Source organism: Aeromonas sp. FDAARGOS 1415, from assembly GCF_019048365.1.
GTDB classification, from domain to species: Bacteria; Pseudomonadota; Gammaproteobacteria; order Enterobacterales; family Aeromonadaceae; genus Aeromonas; species Aeromonas taiwanensis.
Genome location: NZ_CP077363.1, coordinates 2,030,310 through 2,045,757, shown reverse-complemented (window position 1 = coordinate 2,045,757; position 15,448 = coordinate 2,030,310). Strand labels below are relative to the sequence as shown.

The following is a 15,448-nucleotide window of genomic DNA, read 5'->3' as shown; positions in this document are numbered from 1 at the left end:
AAACAAGAGAGTTGCCTGTTACGCCAAGCGGGTTTTCACCTGCGCACTGACGGCGCCGACATCGGCACGCCCCTGAATTTTCGGCTTCAAGACAGCCATGACCTTGCTCATGTCAGCCATGACGGCAGCCCCGCTTTCGGCGACGGCTTGCTCAATCAGGGCGGCGATCTCGGCATCGGTCAGCTGTTGTGGCAGGAACTCCTGCAGCACAACGATCTCTGCGGACTCTTTGTCGGCAAGATCCTGGCGACCGGCAGCTTCGAATTGGGTGATGGAATCACGACGCTGTTTGACCATCTTGGTCACCACGGCGAGGATCTCCTGATCACCGAGCTCGACACGAGTGTCAACTTCACGCTGCTTGATCTCGGCCATCAACAAACGGATCGCTCCCAGGCGAGCCTTGTCTTTGGCAAGCATGGCGAGCTTTTGCTGATCCTTGAGTTGATCCTTCAGAGACACGGCATGATCCCTTGATTAGTACAGGCGGATACGACGTGCGTTTTCGCGGGACAGCTTCTTGGCGTGACGCTTGACGGCGGACGCTTTGGCGCGCTTGCGAATGGTAGTCGGCTTCTCGTAGAACTCACGGCTACGAACTTCGGACAGGATACCGGCCTTTTCGCAAGAACGCTTGAAGCGACGCAGAGCAACGTCAAACGGCTCATTTTCACGGACTTTGATTACTGGCATGTGCCTTTCACCTCAGTGATAAATTGTTAGCTGACCTTCAATCGATCAGCATGTCTTAAAATGGTGCGAAATTATACTCTGGACAGGGAATGAAAGTAAACCCGCAGAGATCGCTCTGGTTTAAAAAACCCGCGAAGGTTACCATAGCCGTCTCATTTTAGCAGTGAAATTTTTTAGCAATGCGTGTATTGGGCATAGAGACATCCTGTGACGAAACCGGGATCGCGATCTTCGATGATCAAAAAGGGATCCTTTCCCACCAGTTATACAGCCAGGTCAAGCTGCATGCGGACTACGGCGGCGTCGTTCCCGAGCTGGCCAGCCGGGATCATGTGCGCAAGACGATCCCCTTGATCCAGGCCGCCCTGAAGGAGGCCGGAATCGGCAAGGATGAGATCGACGGCATCGCCTATACCGCAGGTCCGGGTCTGGTGGGCGCCATCCTGGTCGGGGCTACCATAGGCCGCTCCCTGGCCATGGCCTGGGGCAAACCCGCCGTGGCGGTACACCACATGGAAGGCCACCTGCTGGCCCCCATGCTGGAAGAGAAGGCTCCCGAGTTCCCCTTCGTGGCACTGCTGGTCTCCGGCGGCCACTCCATGCTGGTCAGAGTCGATGGCATCGGCAGCTACCAGCTGCTCGGGGAATCCATCGACGATGCTGCCGGCGAAGCGTTCGACAAGACCGCCAAGCTGATGGGCCTGGACTACCCCGGTGGCCCCCTGCTCTCCCGTCTTGCCGAGAAAGGCACCAAGGGACGTTTCACCTTCCCGCGTCCCATGACCGACCGCCCCGGGCTCGACATGAGCTTCTCCGGCCTCAAGACCTTCGCCGCCAACACCATCGCCGCCAATGGCGATGACGAGCAGACCCGTGCCGACATCGCCCGGGCGTTTGAGGACGCCGTGGTCGACACCCTGGCGATCAAGTGCCGCCGCGCCCTGAAAGAGACCGGCCTCAATCGTCTGGTGGTGGCCGGTGGCGTCAGTGCCAACCGTCATCTGCGGGCCCAGCTCGCCGAGCTGATGGAGAGCCTGAACGGTGAAGTCTTCTATCCGCGCACCGAATACTGCACCGACAACGGCGCCATGATCGCCTATGCCGGCATGCAGCGCCTGAAGGCGGGCGTATTCGAACCCCTGGTCGTCAAGGCCGTGCCGCGCTGGCCGCTGGATACGCTGGATCCGGTGTGATCCACAAGATCCTGTTTCAATAAAAAGGGGCCCATGGCCCCTTTTTCGTGTCTGGCGGTGCTATCGCCGCTGGCTAGTTGGTTCTAAACAGGGCCTCGATAGAGAGCCCCTGCCCCAGCAGGATCTCCCGCAGACGGCGCAGCCCTTCCACCTGGATCTGGCGAACCCGTTCGCGGGTCAGACCGATCTCGGCCCCCACGTCCTCCAGGGTCGCCGGTTCATAGCCGAGCAGGCCGAAACGGCGGGCCAGCACTTCGCGCTGCTTGGGGTTAAGCTCTTCCAGCCAGTGCACTATGCTGCTGCGCATGTCATCTTCCTGGGACTCCAGCTCTGGCCCCATGCCGCGCTCGTCGGAGAGCACGTCCAGCAGCGCCTTGTCGCGATCGCCGCCGATGGGGGTATCCACCGAGGTGATCTTTTCATTGAGCTTGAGCATGCGATTCACGTCGTCGACCGAGCGATCCAGCGCGGAGGCGATGTCCTCGGCGGTCGGCTCATGATCGAGACGATGGGAAAGCTCGCGCGCGGTGCGCAGGTAGACGTTTAGCTCCTTGACCACATGGATGGGCAGACGAATGGTGCGGGTCTGATTCATGATGGCCCGCTCTATGGTCTGGCGGATCCACCAGGTGGCATAGGTGGAAAAACGGAAGCCGCGCTCGGGGTCGAACTTTTCGACCGCGCGGATGAGACCGAGGTTGCCCTCTTCGATGAGATCCAGCAGCACCAGGCCGCGGTTGTTGTAGCGCCGGGCAATTTTGACCACCAGGCGCAGGTTGGATTCGATCATGCGCTTGCGCGCCGCTTTGTCGCCGCGCAAGGCACGGCGGGCGTAATAGACTTCCTCTTCAGCCGTGAGCAAGGGGGAGAAACCTATCTCCCCCAGATAGAGCTGGGTGGCGTCCATCACCTTGTTCAGTTCGGGCGCCATCAGTTCATCGGAAATGGTCTCTTCGGCCTCGGCCGCCACCTCCTGAACTTCTTCTGCCTCCTGATCCTCCAGCTCTTCGTCGAACTCTAACTCTGCATCCTGCATTACCAGTTGTTCTTGGCTCATGATATGTCTCCCTGACCTGCACCAGAGTAAGACCTAGCTCTCTGAGTTAACGCTTTGGCAAATAGCCCATCGGGTTGATCGACTTGCCTTTGTACCGGATTTCAAAGTGCAAGCGCACATCCGGCGCATCCGTGCTACCCATATTGGCGATAACTGCTCCGCCCTTGACGCTGTCTCCCTCTTTGACCCTCAGCTCATCATTGTGAGCGTAGGCAGAGAGGTAGTCATCGTTGTGCTTGAGAATGATCAGCTTGCCATAGCCCCTGAGAGCACTGCCCGCGTAGACCACCTTGCCGCCGCTGGCGGCATAGATGGGCTGACCCTTCTGGCCAGAAATGTCGATGCCCTTGTTGCCTTGCTCCGCAACGGAGAAGCCTTCGACGATCCGACCTTTGGTAGGCCAATGCCAGGAGAGTGTTGACGGGGAGCTGACGTTTTTTTGTTCTTTCGCCTGAGCGTATGCTGTTGACGGGGCAGGAGCAATCGTTTTCTGAGCAATAAATGGTGTGGTCGTACCTGCTGGCGCCGTCGCCAGCGGTTTGGGGCCCGTGCTGGTCACGGTCGGGGTAACCGCCGCCACCATCTGGCCGCTGGAGGCACCCGCAGCCCCCACGTTGAGTACCTGACCCACGTGCAGGTCATAGGGAGCCTGAAGGTTGTTGCGCTGTGCCAGCACCTGATTGGAGACACCAAACTGGCGGCCTATGCTGCTCAGTGTATCGCCACGGCGCACTTGATAACTGCCCGTCCCCGTCACGCTGCCACGACTGACCGGGCTGCCGACACTCGCCACCGCAGTGGGGGCGCTACCATCCAGTCTGAGTTGCTGGCCGGGGTAGATGTTGTAGGGAGGCGTGATGCCATTCATGCTGATCAGCGCATCCACGTCCATGCCCGAGCGGAACGCAATGGAGTAAAGGGTGTCCCCTTTGACCACAGTGTAGCCGCTGCCCTGAATGCCGGATTTGGCCACGCCTTGACGGACCGGGATGGTCGAGGCGATCTGATCATTACCCAGGCTGTGTACCGGGGCAGCAGTCTTGCTGGAGGAACAGGCGAGCAGCAACCATGACAACACGACGACACCGCTACCTTGCCAAACACGCGAACACATAGTGGATCCTTAACGACTAAACCAGAAATAGGCCGCAACGGCCAAACCAATACAGAGCCAACCGAGCACGTCCACATAGTGCATCAGCTTGCGCTCCATCTTCTCGCCACCCCAGCGCATCAGCCCCGCCACCAGGAAGAAGCGCATGCCACGGCCGATGAGGGAAGTCAGGATGAAGGGCAGCAGTGCCATGTGGAGCAAGCCGGCCGTGACGGTAAACACCTTGTAGGGGATCGGCGTGAAACTGGCAATAAAAATCACCCAGATGCCCCACTGCTCGAACCACTGTTCGGCCAGGGCAATCTTGTCCTCATAACCGACCGAGGCCACCAGCGGCTGGACCACGGGCTCCCACAGGGCATAGCCGAGCAGATAGCCCAGCAGGGCACCCAGCACCGAAAACAGGGTCGCGATCCCGGCATAGTGCCAGGCCCGCTGGGGCTTGCCGAGCGCCATGGGGGCCAGCATCACATCCACCGGGATGGGCCAGAAGATGGACTCGATAAACGCGGTGATGGCAAGGTACCAGGGGGCATGCTTGTGGCGAGCCCACTGCATCACCCGTAAATAAAGGCGGGAAAACAACTTCACTCGACATCTCCGTCAATCAGGGGAACAAAACGCACCGGCTCCAGGATCCGGCTGGTGAGCTGGGAGCCCGACCGCTCGATCAGCTGCAGGGTCTGCTGGCTATCCCCCACGGGCAACACCAGACGACCGCCATCGGCCAGCTGATCGGTCAAGGCCTTGGGCACCTCGCTCGCCGCCGCCGTCACCAGGATGGCATCGAAAGGCCCCTTGTTCGGCCAGCCCAGCCAGCCGTTGCCATGCTTGGCAGAGACATTGTGCAGATCAAGCTGGCGCAGCCGGCGCCTGGCCTGGAACTGCAGCGATTTGATCCGCTCCACCGTGTAGACATGCTCCACCAGATGGGCCAGCACTGCGGTCTGATAACCGGAACCCGTCCCGATCTCCAGCACATGGGCCGGATCGTTCTGGATCAGCAGCTCGGTCATGCGCGCCACTATGTAGGGCTGGGAGATGGTCTGGCCATGCCCGATGGGCAGGGCCGTATTGTCCCAGGCCTTGTGGGCCATGGCCTCGTCCACGAACAGTTGCCGCGGCACTTTCGCGATCGCCGCCAGCACGCGGAAATCACGCACATCCTGGGCAATCAGTTGATTCAACAGGCGCTGTACTATCACAACGTCATCCCTGCAGATCCAGCCAGGCACCCAGGCTCGCCAGACTGCTGTAGGCAGTCATGTCGATGGTCAGCGGAGTGATGGAGACATAGCCCTGCTCGATGGCAGCGAAATCCGTACCCTCGCCTGCATCCTGCTGACTGCCTGGGGGGCCGATCCAGTAGATGGGCTGGCCACGGGGATCCTCGGTGCAGATCACCGACTCTGCTCGGTGGCGATTGCCAAGGCGCGTCACCCTGATCCCCTTGATCTGATCGAGGGGCAGGTCGGGCACGTTGACGTTGAGGATCTGATCGGCGGGCAGCGGATGCACCATCATACCCTTCACCAGCAGGGCCGCGTAGTGGGCTGCCGTGGCGAAATGGGTCCGCCCTACCAGCGAGATGGCCAATGACGGAAAGCCCAGGTGGCGCCCCTCCGTCGCGGCCGCCACGGTACCGGAGTAGATGACATCATCCCCCAGGTTGGCACCGTGGTTGATGCCGGCCACCACCATGTCGGGCTCGGGGCGCACCAGCTCGTTGACCGCCAGATGCACGCAGTCGGTCGGGGTCCCCTTCACCGCATGGTATCCGGTTTCGGCGATGCGGGTGACCCGCAGCGGCACTTCCAGCGTCAAAGAGTGGCTGGCGCCACTGCGGTTGCGATCCGGCGCCACCACGATGACCTCGCCACAGGCCGTCAAGGCCTCGCTGAGGGCGCGAATGCCCTCGGCATGTACTCCATCGTCATTACTGACCAGAATTCGCATCGGTTGGGTTCCTGAAACCGTGATCGGCCTCTTCGGCCTGCATTAACTCGCGTACCACGCTGGTAGCAAAGGCACCGGCCGGCAGGAAGAACGACAGGGTCAGCACCTCCCCTTCCAGCTGCCAGCTCATCTGCTCGGGTTTGAGCAACAGCGGGCGCCTGTCCTGATCCAGCCCGGCCTTCTCCAGCCCGTCACACCAGTCGGCATAGGGGGCCAATACACCGCGCTCGAACTCGGCGGCGGCACCCTGGCTGGCCAGACGGCCCCGACCCCACTGGGGGGCGGTCAGCTGTACGTCGCCGGAGGCAAGGCGCGCCTCCAGCTCGGGGGTCAGCACCTCTTCGCTGAAGATGGAGTGGCTACCCTTGAGCATCACGCAGTCACCGGCCAGGAGCTGGTGTGCCAGTCCCTGCTCGATGCGGGCGCTGACGATGGCATTGAACAGCATGCTGCGGGCGGCGGAGAGGTAGAGGGAGCGCTTGTTGCGATCCTTGATCCGCTTGCCGGCAAACATCGCCTTGGCCGCTTCCAGGTTGTTGCCCTCGCGCCCGAAACGCTGCTCGCCGTAATAGTTCGGCACCCCCTGGGCGGCGATGGCCTGCAGGCGGGATTCCAGCCCGTCGGCCTGCTCCAGCCCGGTGAGGCGCAGGGTGAAGTGGTTGCCCTTGAGGTAGCCCACCCGCAGCTTTTTGTTGTGACGCTTGCTTTCGAGGATCTGGATGCTGTCACTCTGGATGACCGACAGATCCGGCTCTGCCTTGCCAGGCAGGTGGATGCCGAACCACTGCTCGGTCACCGCGTGGCGATCCTTGAGACCCGCCCAGGTCACCGCATTGCGCGCCACTCCGGCCGCATCCGCCAGCAGGCCCGCCACCCAGGCGGTGTTTTCGCCAGTTTTGCGCACACGGACGAAGATATGCTCCCCCTCGCCACAGGGTTCAAACCCGAGATCTTCATTGACCACGAAGTCGGCGGCCTCGGCCTTGAGGATGCCACGGGCGCCGGGCGCGCCGTGCAGGTAGGCAAGTTGTTCCAGCATTATTGTTTCACCAGTAAGACGACGGCTTCGGTGGCGATACCTTCCTTGCGCCCCGTAAACCCGAGTTGTTCCGTGGTGGTCGCCTTGACATTCACCCGGTTCAATTCACATTGCAGATCGGCGGCCAGCACGGCGCACATGGCCGCGATATGGGGCGCCATCTTGGGGGCCTGGGCGATGATGGTCACATCCAGGTTGCCGATGGCATAACCCGCTTTCTGCACCCGGGCAAAGACATCCCGCAGCAGGATGCGGCTGTCGATCCCCTTGAATTCGGCGGCGGTATCCGGGAAGTGGCGGCCGATGTCGCCGGCCCCGATGGCCCCCAGCAGGGCATCGCTCACTGCGTGCAGTACCACGTCGCCATCGGAGTGGGCCAGCAGCCCCTGTTCATAGGGCACTGCCACCCCGCCCAGCATGCAGGGGCCGACCCCGCCAAACTTGTGTACGTCAAAACCATGACCGATTCGCATCATGCCCGGTGCCCCCCCATCATGTGGAAACCTTTCCCGTCCAATGTGTATGCCTCAAGACCATGGCCACTGCGGATCATGCCTGCTCCTCTGCGGGTGAATCGGGTCGCGCCGGCTGGCGCGCACACTGTTGCTGTAAAAAGAGCCCGGCCAGGGAGAGATCTTCCGGCCGGGTCACCTTGATGTTGTCGGCACGCCCTTCCACCATCCTGACGGTGAACCCGGCGCGCTCCATGGCCGACGCCTCGTCGGTGATGTCCGCCCCCAGGGCCAGCCCCTCCTGCAGTGCACGCTTGAGCGCAAGGCGGGGGAACATCTGTGGCGTCAGGGCATGCCAGAGTTGCTCGCGATCCACGGTGGCGAGGATGTTGCCCGCCCCGTCGGAACGCTTCATGGTGTCGCGCACCCGGCTGCCGAGGATGGCGCCGTCGCACGCCATGGCGGTGGCGATAAGCCTGTCGAGATCGCCGTGGGTCAGACAGGGACGGGCGGCATCGTGCACCAGCACCCACTCCCCTTGCGCCACATGCAACCCGTTGAGCACCGAATGGGCGCGCTCGCTACCCCCTTCCACCCGCAGCACGCGTGGGTCGGCGGCCACGGCCAGCGTCTCGAACCAGGCATCGTGGGGAGCCAGCGCCACGATCACCCGGGCGATGGCCGGATGGGAGAGCAGGCGCTCCAGGGTATGCTCCAGGATGCACTTCCCTGCCAGCGACAGATACTGTTTCGGGCAGCTGGCACCCATGCGGCTGCCGATGCCGGCGGCCGGGACTATCGCGGTCAGTCCGCTCTGGTGATCAGTCATCGTAGGGAACGCCGTCAGGCTCGGTCGCCTGGTCTTTTTCCTTGGGGATGATCCGGTAGAAGGTCTCGCCCTGCTTGATGTAGCCGAGATCGTTGCGCGACAGCTCCTCGATGGCCTCCAGGCCCGAGGTCAAATCGTCGATCTCCCGGTAGATCAGGTTGTTGCGGTCCTTGAGCACCAGGTTGTCCTGCTGCTGCCGCTTGATGGCATTGGAGAGATCCCGATAGTCGGAGAGGCCGTTCTTCCCCAGCCAGAAGTCATATTGCAGCCCTCCCAACAGGAGGAGCAGGATAAGAGTGAGTAGCCGCATGCACTGAGTCTCCTTCAAGCGGCCTAGTTTCCCATATTCGCAGGCAAGACAAAAGAAAGCCTGTGTGCCGGATGGGTTGGTCGGAATAAAAAACACGGGACTCGTTCATGGAGGAGACGGATACGAAAAAGCCCCGCCAGATGGCGGGGCTTTGGGAGGCTCGGAAGCAGGCGAAAATTAAGCCTGGTTCTTCACTTCCTTCAGACCGCGGAACGGAGCCTTGGCACCCAGGGCTTCTTCGATACGGATCAGCTGGTTGTACTTGGCAACACGGTCAGAACGGCTCATGGAACCGGTCTTGATCTGGCCAGCAGCGGTACCAACAGCCAGGTCGGCGATGGTGGCGTCTTCGGTCTCACCGGAGCGGTGGGAGATGACGGCAGTGTAGCCAGCGTCTTTGGCCATCTTGATGGCAGCCAGGGTTTCGGTCAGGGAACCGATCTGGTTGAACTTGATCAGGATGGAGTTGGCGATGCCGTTGTCGATACCGCGCTTCAGGATCTTGGTGTTGGTTACGAACAGGTCGTCACCCACGATCTGGATTTTCTTGCCCAGTTCGGCAGTCTGGTAGGCGAAGCCTTCCCAGTCGGATTCGTCCAGGCCATCTTCGATGGAGACGATCGGGAACTTCTCGGTCAGGTCAGCCAGGAAGTCGGAGAAACCGTTGGAGGTGAAGACACGGCCTTCGCCCTTCAGGTTGTACTCTTTCTTCTCTGCGTCGTAGAACTCGGAAGCGGCGCAGTCCATGGCCAGGGTCACGTCGGTGCCCAGCTTGTAACCGGCAGCGGCAACGGCTTCGGCGATCACTTCCAGCGCTTCGGCGTTGGATTTCAGGTTCGGAGCGAAACCACCTTCGTCACCGACGGCAGTGTTGTAGCCCTTGGACTTCAGCACCTTGGCCAGGTTGTGGAACACTTCTGCGCCCATGCGGACGGCTTCTTTCAGGGTCTTGGCGCCAACCGGCTGGATCATGAACTCCTGGATGTCGACGTTGTTGTCGGCGTGCTCACCACCGTTGATGATGTTCATCATGGGCAGCGGCATGGAGTAGACACCCGGGGTGCCGTTCAGCTCGGCGATGTGGGCGTACAGCGGCATGCCCTTGGCAGCGGCAGCAGCCTTGGCGTTGGCCAGGGAAACAGCCAGGATGGCGTTGGCGCCGAACTTGGATTTGTTCTCGGTACCGTCGAGGTCGATCATGATCTGGTCGACAGTGGCCTGGTCCTTGGCATCTTTACCCAGCAGAGCCTGGGCGATCGGGCCGTTGACGGCTTCGATGGCTTTCAGCACGCCTTTACCCAGGAAACGGCTCTTGTCGCCGTCACGCAGTTCCAGCGCTTCGCGGGAACCGGTGGACGCGCCAGACGGAGCGGCTGCCATACCAACAAAACCACCTTCCAGGTGAACTTCGGCCTCAACGGTCGGGTTACCACGGGAGTCGATGATTTCACGACCGATCACTTTAACGATCTTGGACATGTGTATTTCCTCAGGTTTCGTAAAAAAACAACAAAAATATGCCAAAAAAAGCGGCTGTGGCACAGAGCCCCAACCGCATTTATTTTCAATTACTTCAAATTACGCTTCTGATACTCGCCCGCCGCCTTCACGAAACCGGCGAACAGGGCGTGGCCATCACGGGGAGTCGAGGTGAACTCCGGGTGGAACTGCGCGGCCACGAACCAGGGGTGATCCGGGATCTCGATGATTTCCACCAGCTTCTTGTCGGCGGAGAGACCGGTCACTTTCAGGCCTGCTGCCTCGATCTGCGGCAACAGCTTGTTGTTCACTTCATAACGGTGGCGGTGGCGCTCGTAAATGGTCGGGCTGCCGTACATCTGGCGCACCTTGGAGTCTTCCACCAGGTGGCAGAGCTGGGAACCCAGACGCATGGTGCCGCCCAGATCGGACTTCTCGGTCCGGGTCTCGACATTGCCTTCGTCATCCACCCACTCGGTGATGAGACCGACCACGGGGTACGGGCTGTCTTTCTTGAACTCGGAGGAGTGAGCCCCTTCCATACCCGCCACGTTGCGGGCGTATTCGATCAGCGCGACCTGCATGCCGAGGCAGATGCCCAGGTACGGGATCTTGTTCTCACGGGCATACTTGGCGGCCAGGATCTTGCCTTCCACGCCACGCTCGCCGAAACCGCCCGGCACCAGGATGGCATCCAGACCTTCCAGCAGCTCGGCGCCACGGGTCTCGATGTCCTGGGAGTCGATGTACTTGATGTTGACGGAGAGACGGGTCTTCAGGCCACCGTGCTTGAGCGCCTCGTTGACGGACTTGTAGGCGTCCGGCAGGGAGACATACTTGCCCACCATGCCGATGGTCACTTCCGCGGTCGGGTTGGCCTCTTCATAGATGACCTGTTCCCACTCGGCCAGATCCGCTTCCTTGCACTCGATGCCGAAGCGCTCGGTGATGTAGCCGTCCAGACCCTGGGACTTCAGCAGCGCCGGGATCTTGTAGATGGAGTCGACGTCTTTCATGGAGATGACGGCGCGCTCGGGCACGTTGCAGAACAGGGCGATCTTGGCACGCTCGTTGGCCGGAATGGCACGGTCGGAGCGGCAGATCAGCACGTCCGGCTGGATACCGATGGAGAGCAGCTCTTTGACGGAGTGCTGGGTCGGCTTGGTCTTTACCTCGCCGGCGGCGGCCAGGTACGGAACCAGGGTCAGGTGCATGAACATGGCGTTGTTGCGACCCACGATGGCTGCCAGCTGACGAATGGCCTCGAGGAACGGCAGGGACTCGATGTCGCCCACGGTACCGCCCACCTCGACGATGGCGACCTGGTGGCCTTCGGCACCGGCGATCACCCGCTCCTTGATAGCGTTGGTGATGTGCGGGATCACCTGGATGGTGGCGCCCAGGTAGTCACCACGACGCTCCTTGCGCAGCACGTCGGCATAGATGCGACCGGTGGTGAAGTTGTTGCGGCGGGTCATCTTGGTGCGGATGAAACGCTCGTAGTGGCCCAAATCCAGATCGGTCTCGGCCCCGTCCTCGGTTACGAACACTTCACCGTGCTGGGTCGGGCTCATGGTGCCCGGATCCACGTTGATGTACGGGTCCAGTTTCATGATGGTCACATCCAGACCACGGGCTTCCAGAATGGCTGCCAGAGAAGCTGCGGCAATGCCTTTGCCGAGGGATGAAACAACGCCACCAGTCACAAAAATATATTTGGTCGTCATGCTGAACCTGAAAGAAGTTTAGGGAATTTTAAGGGGTGCTTCGGGGATGAAGCAGGACGGGGAAACAGTATACCAAAACCCCCACTCCCAAACAATGAACAAAAATCTATCAGGCTCGCCGCCCCCCCGTCTTGCGCCAAATCAACTTTGCGCGGTTTCTTTGGCTCAGTCCCGGATGACATCCAGTGTCTTCGGGGGCAATCCGTCCTTCTCAGCACTCAACTCTGTTCGGTTTCCTTGGCCCGGCCCCAGGCGTCATCCAGTTTCTCCAGGGTACAGTCGGTCATTTTCAGCCCTTCCGCTGCAATAAACTGCTCAACCTGACGAAAACGCCGCTCGAACTTGGCATTGGCGCCCCGCAGCACCTGCTCGGGATCCTTGCCCAGGTGGCGCACCAGGTTGACGGTGGCAAACAGCAGATCGCCGAGCTCGTCGCTCACCCGAGCCTCGTCCACGTCGACCATCAGCGCCTCTTCCATCACCTCCTCGATCTCCTCGTGGATCTTGTCCACCACGGGCCCCAGGGTCTTCCAGTCGAAACCGACGGTGGCGCAGCGCTTCTGGATCTTGGCAGCCCGGGTCAGGGCCGGCAGCGAGAGGGGGATGTCGTCGAGCACGCTCTCTTTGTCGAGCGCCGCCCGCTCCTTGGCCTTCTCCGCCTCCCAGTTCACCTTGACCGCCTGCTCATCGCCGAGGTCGGCATCGGAGAACACGTGAGGGTGGCGGCGGATCAGCTTTTCGCTCACCGCATCGACGATGTCGGCAAAGTCGAACAGCCCCTGCTCCTTGCCGAGCTGGGCATAGAAGACCACCTGGAACAGCAGATCGCCGAGCTCCCCCTTCAGCCCCTGCCAGTCCTCGGTCTCGATGGCATCGGCCACCTCGTAGGCCTCCTCCAGGGTGTGGGGCACTATGGTCTGGAAGCTCTGCTTGAGATCCCAGGGGCAACCCCCTTGCGGATCCCGCAGGCGAGCCATGATGTCGAGCAATTGAGAGAGGTCGTAACGTTGAGACATGGGCTACTCACTTTCGATTCGTTAAATGGGGATAAAGCGACATCAAGCCGCGCAGCCGATCAATCTCATGTCGAGCAGTTGGGGCAGGTCGTAACGTTGGGACATGGGATCTTCGCTTTTATTGATGCTACCGGGGAAAAACAGTGACCGACCTGGCGGTCGGTCACTGGGGCGGTGTCGGGTAAGATCAGAGGCGCTTGGCGCTGATCACGTCGTTGAGCTGGCTGAGCTTGGCCAACGCCCGGTTGAAGGCGTTGATGTTGTAGATCTCCAGCTCCATATCGATCTCGGCGGTCTGCTCGCGCACGTTGGAGCGCGAGCGCACCCCCATCACGTTGATCTTCTCGTTGGCGAGCACGGTCGTGATGTCGCGCAGCAGACCGGATCTGTCGTTGGAGAGGATGCGGATGGTGAGGCCGTAACCGCCGGAGTAGTTCTCCCCCCAGACAGCGTCAATCAGCCGCTCCGGGTTGCGACGCGACAGCTCTTTGAGCTGCTCGCAATCCTCCCGGTGGATGGAGACGCCCCGCCCCATGGTGATGAAGCCCTGGATGGCGTCCCCCGGAATGGGCTGGCAGCAGCGGGCGATGTGGGTCATCAGGTTGCCGACCCCTTCCACCACGATGTGATCCTTGGGCTTGGGACGGAACGGCACATTGGCCTTCTGCTCCAGCTTCTCCAGCAGCCGGCGATCCTCTTCCTCGGCGGTCGGCTTGTTGTAGCGGGTGTCCAGATAGTTGAGCAGCTGGTTGATGCGGATGTCACCGCTGCCGATCCCGGCCAGCAGGTCTTCCAGCTCCTCGGCGTGGAAGCGCTCCAGCACCACCTTGTCCACCTTGGAGAGTGTCAGGTTGTGCCTGTCCAGCTCCTTCTCCAGCAGCTCCTTGCCGGCGGCGATGTTCTTGTCCCGATCCAGCTTCCGGAACCAGGTCGCTACCTTGGCGCGCGCCCGGCTGGAGCGCAGGAAGCCGGCGTTGGGGTTCATCCAGTCGCGGCTCGGGTTCGGCTCCTTCTGGGTGATCACCTCCACCTGGTCGCCGGTCTGCAGCGTGTAGGTGAAGGGCACGATGCGGCCATCTATCTTGGTGCCGATGCAGCGGTGGCCGATCATGCTGTGCACGTGATAGGCGAAGTCCAGCGGCGTGGCGCCCGCCGGCAGGTCGATGACATCTCCCTTGGGGGTGAACACATAGACCCTATCCTCGAACACCTGGCTGCGCAGATCGTCCAGCAGGGAGCCGCTCTCGGAGAGGTCCTCCTGCCACGCGAGGAGTTTTCGCAGCCACTCGATCTTGTCTTCGAAGGTATTGGTCTTGGTGGCCGCCTGGGCCCCTTCCTTGTAGCGCCAGTGGGCAGCGACACCGAGCTCCGCATCCTGATGCATCTGCTCGGTGCGGATCTGGATCTCCACCGTCTTGCCCTCTTCCCCCACCACGACTGTGTGGATGGACTGGTAGCCGTTGGGTTTGGGGTTGGCGACATAGTCGTCGAACTCGCGGGGAATGTGGTGGAAGTGGGTGTGGACTATGCCGAGCGCCGCGTAGCAATCCTGCAGCCGCTTGGTGATCACCCGCACCGCGCGCACGTCGAACAGCTCGTTGAACTCGAGATGCTTCTTCTGCATCTTGCGCCAGATGCTGTAGATGTGTTTCGGCCGGCCGTAGACCTCGGCCTCGACCCCGGCCTCTGCCAGGGCATCTCGCAGGGTTTGCACGAACTCGCGGATGTAGCGCTCCCGATCGAGGCGTTTCTCGTCGAGTTGCTTGGCGATCTGCTTGTAGGTATCCGGGTGCAGGTAGCGGAAGGCAAGATCCTCCAGCTCCCACTTGAGTTGACCGATGCCGAGGCGGTTGGCGAGCGGCGCATAGATGTTGGTGATCTCCTGGGCCATCAGCACCCGGGTCTCTTCATCTGCCTTCTTCGCTTCGCGCAGGCAGGCGATCCGCTCCGCCAGCTTGATCACCACGGCGCGCACGTCTTCCACCATGGCGAGCAGCATGCGGCGCACGTTGTCCACCTGCTCCGGGGAAGTCTCGCTGCGGTGCAGGGTCTGCAGGGAGCGGATGGCCTCCATCTCCAGCACCCCTTCCACCAGCTTGGCGATCTTGGTGCCGAAGTCCTCGCTCACCTTCTCCTGGCTGATGAGGCCCGCTTCGACGAAGGGGTAGAGGATGGCCGCCTTGAGGGTAGCGAGATCCATGCTGAGCATCAGCAGGATGCCCACCATCTCGACGCCGCGCACCAGCAGGCGGTTGGTGAGGGCCTCGTCGCCGAGCGTCAGACAGTACTGGTAGACGGTTCGCAGCTGATTCTTGTCATTTTCACTTAAGGAGAGGGAACTGACCCACTCATCCAGAGTGAAATTGTCTTTCAAATGAATATCGCGCACCGCAACCATGGTATCAATCCTTAAAAGTGTGGGGTCGAAAGCCGATGCTTCCCCTTCCCCTCATCAACTGATGACTGCCTCAAATGGGGATGGAGAAGAGAGTTTTCAAGGCATGCTGCCGTGCAAGACAACAGGGCTCTCCCCCACATCCGATCCATTTTCGACGCTCTAGATTACCCTAATCACTCCTGCTC

16 protein-coding genes are annotated in these 15,448 nt (G+C 61.1%); 1 reads left to right on the top strand and 15 read right to left on the bottom strand.

Annotation, left to right across the window (positions count from 1 at the left end):
* Positions 1-18 precede the first annotated feature (18 nt).
* Together I6L45_RS09805 and rpsU are read right to left on the bottom strand one after the other, a co-directional pair.
* Positions 19-462 carry a GatB/YqeY domain-containing protein gene (locus tag I6L45_RS09805; RefSeq protein ID WP_216984095.1) on the bottom strand — a complete coding sequence of 148 codons (444 nt, stop codon included), beginning with the start codon at positions 460-462 and terminating at the stop codon, positions 19-21.
* Positions 463-477: 15 nt separating this feature from the next.
* The gene (gene rpsU / locus I6L45_RS09800; RefSeq protein WP_005309452.1) at positions 478-693 is read right to left on the bottom strand and encodes a 30S ribosomal protein S21; all 216 of its coding nucleotides are present in this window, start codon (positions 691-693) and stop codon (positions 478-480) included.
* 179 nt (positions 694-872) lie between these two features.
* Here rpsU and tsaD point away from each other — a divergent pair, with 179 nt between their 5' ends.
* Positions 873-1,886, top strand: a complete 1,014-nt coding sequence (tsaD, locus tag I6L45_RS09795; protein WP_216984094.1) for a tRNA (adenosine(37)-N6)-threonylcarbamoyltransferase complex transferase subunit TsaD — start codon at positions 873-875, stop codon at positions 1,884-1,886.
* A 73-nt stretch (positions 1,887-1,959) separates the two neighbouring features.
* Here the strand turns inward: tsaD and rpoS are convergent, their stop codons facing one another.
* From rpoS to relA, 13 genes are all read right to left on the bottom strand, one after another.
* Entirely contained in the window at positions 1,960-2,943 is a 984-nt protein-coding gene (rpoS, locus tag I6L45_RS09790; RefSeq protein WP_043764154.1) for an RNA polymerase sigma factor RpoS, read from the bottom strand.
* Between the two features lie 46 nt (positions 2,944-2,989).
* Positions 2,990-4,057, bottom strand: coding sequence for a LysM peptidoglycan-binding domain-containing protein (locus I6L45_RS09785; RefSeq protein WP_210547848.1), 1,068 nt, complete (start codon positions 4,055-4,057; stop codon positions 2,990-2,992).
* Between the two features lie 9 nt (positions 4,058-4,066).
* Complete coding sequence (locus tag I6L45_RS09780; protein ID WP_167576520.1) at positions 4,067-4,648, bottom strand: YqaA family protein; 582 nt, start codon at positions 4,646-4,648, stop codon at positions 4,067-4,069.
* Entirely contained in the window at positions 4,645-5,262 is a 618-nt protein-coding gene (locus tag I6L45_RS09775) for a protein-L-isoaspartate(D-aspartate) O-methyltransferase (RefSeq protein ID WP_042077192.1), read from the bottom strand. The genes I6L45_RS09780 and I6L45_RS09775 overlap by 4 nt, the downstream gene beginning before the upstream one ends.
* Positions 5,263-5,266: 4 nt before the next feature.
* Positions 5,267-6,013, bottom strand: a complete 747-nt coding sequence (gene surE / locus I6L45_RS09770) for a 5'/3'-nucleotidase SurE (RefSeq protein ID WP_043764149.1) — start codon at positions 6,011-6,013, stop codon at positions 5,267-5,269.
* Positions 5,994-7,052 (bottom strand): tRNA pseudouridine(13) synthase TruD, encoded by a 1,059-nt coding sequence (gene truD / locus I6L45_RS09765; RefSeq protein ID WP_216984093.1) that lies wholly within the window; start codon positions 7,050-7,052, stop codon positions 5,994-5,996. The genes surE and truD overlap by 20 nt, the downstream gene beginning before the upstream one ends.
* Positions 7,052-7,528: a 2-C-methyl-D-erythritol 2,4-cyclodiphosphate synthase gene (ispF, locus tag I6L45_RS09760; RefSeq protein ID WP_134694666.1), complete on the bottom strand. Its 477-nt coding sequence runs from the start codon at positions 7,526-7,528 to the stop codon at positions 7,052-7,054. Before ispF ends, truD begins: the two co-directional genes overlap by 1 nt.
* Before the next feature lie 73 nt (positions 7,529-7,601).
* A complete protein-coding gene (ispD, locus tag I6L45_RS09755) occupies positions 7,602-8,333 on the bottom strand; it encodes a 2-C-methyl-D-erythritol 4-phosphate cytidylyltransferase (RefSeq protein WP_216984092.1) in 732 nt (243 codons plus the stop codon).
* The gene (gene ftsB / locus I6L45_RS09750; RefSeq protein WP_216984091.1) at positions 8,326-8,643 is read right to left on the bottom strand and encodes a cell division protein FtsB; all 318 of its coding nucleotides are present in this window, start codon (positions 8,641-8,643) and stop codon (positions 8,326-8,328) included. The genes ispD and ftsB overlap by 8 nt, the downstream gene beginning before the upstream one ends.
* A gap of 177 nt (positions 8,644-8,820) precedes the next feature.
* Positions 8,821-10,122: a phosphopyruvate hydratase gene (gene eno, locus I6L45_RS09745; RefSeq protein WP_043764145.1), complete on the bottom strand. Its 1,302-nt coding sequence runs from the start codon at positions 10,120-10,122 to the stop codon at positions 8,821-8,823.
* Between the two features lie 89 nt (positions 10,123-10,211).
* Positions 10,212-11,849: a glutamine hydrolyzing CTP synthase gene (gene pyrG / locus I6L45_RS09740; protein ID WP_039041042.1), complete on the bottom strand. Its 1,638-nt coding sequence runs from the start codon at positions 11,847-11,849 to the stop codon at positions 10,212-10,214.
* Between the two features lie 218 nt (positions 11,850-12,067).
* Positions 12,068-12,865, bottom strand: a complete 798-nt coding sequence (mazG, locus tag I6L45_RS09735) for a nucleoside triphosphate pyrophosphohydrolase (protein WP_216984090.1) — start codon at positions 12,863-12,865, stop codon at positions 12,068-12,070.
* Between the two features lie 187 nt (positions 12,866-13,052).
* The gene (relA, locus tag I6L45_RS09730) at positions 13,053-15,263 is read right to left on the bottom strand and encodes a GTP diphosphokinase (protein WP_134694660.1); all 2,211 of its coding nucleotides are present in this window, start codon (positions 15,261-15,263) and stop codon (positions 13,053-13,055) included.
* Between the last annotated feature and the right edge of the window lie 185 nt (positions 15,264-15,448).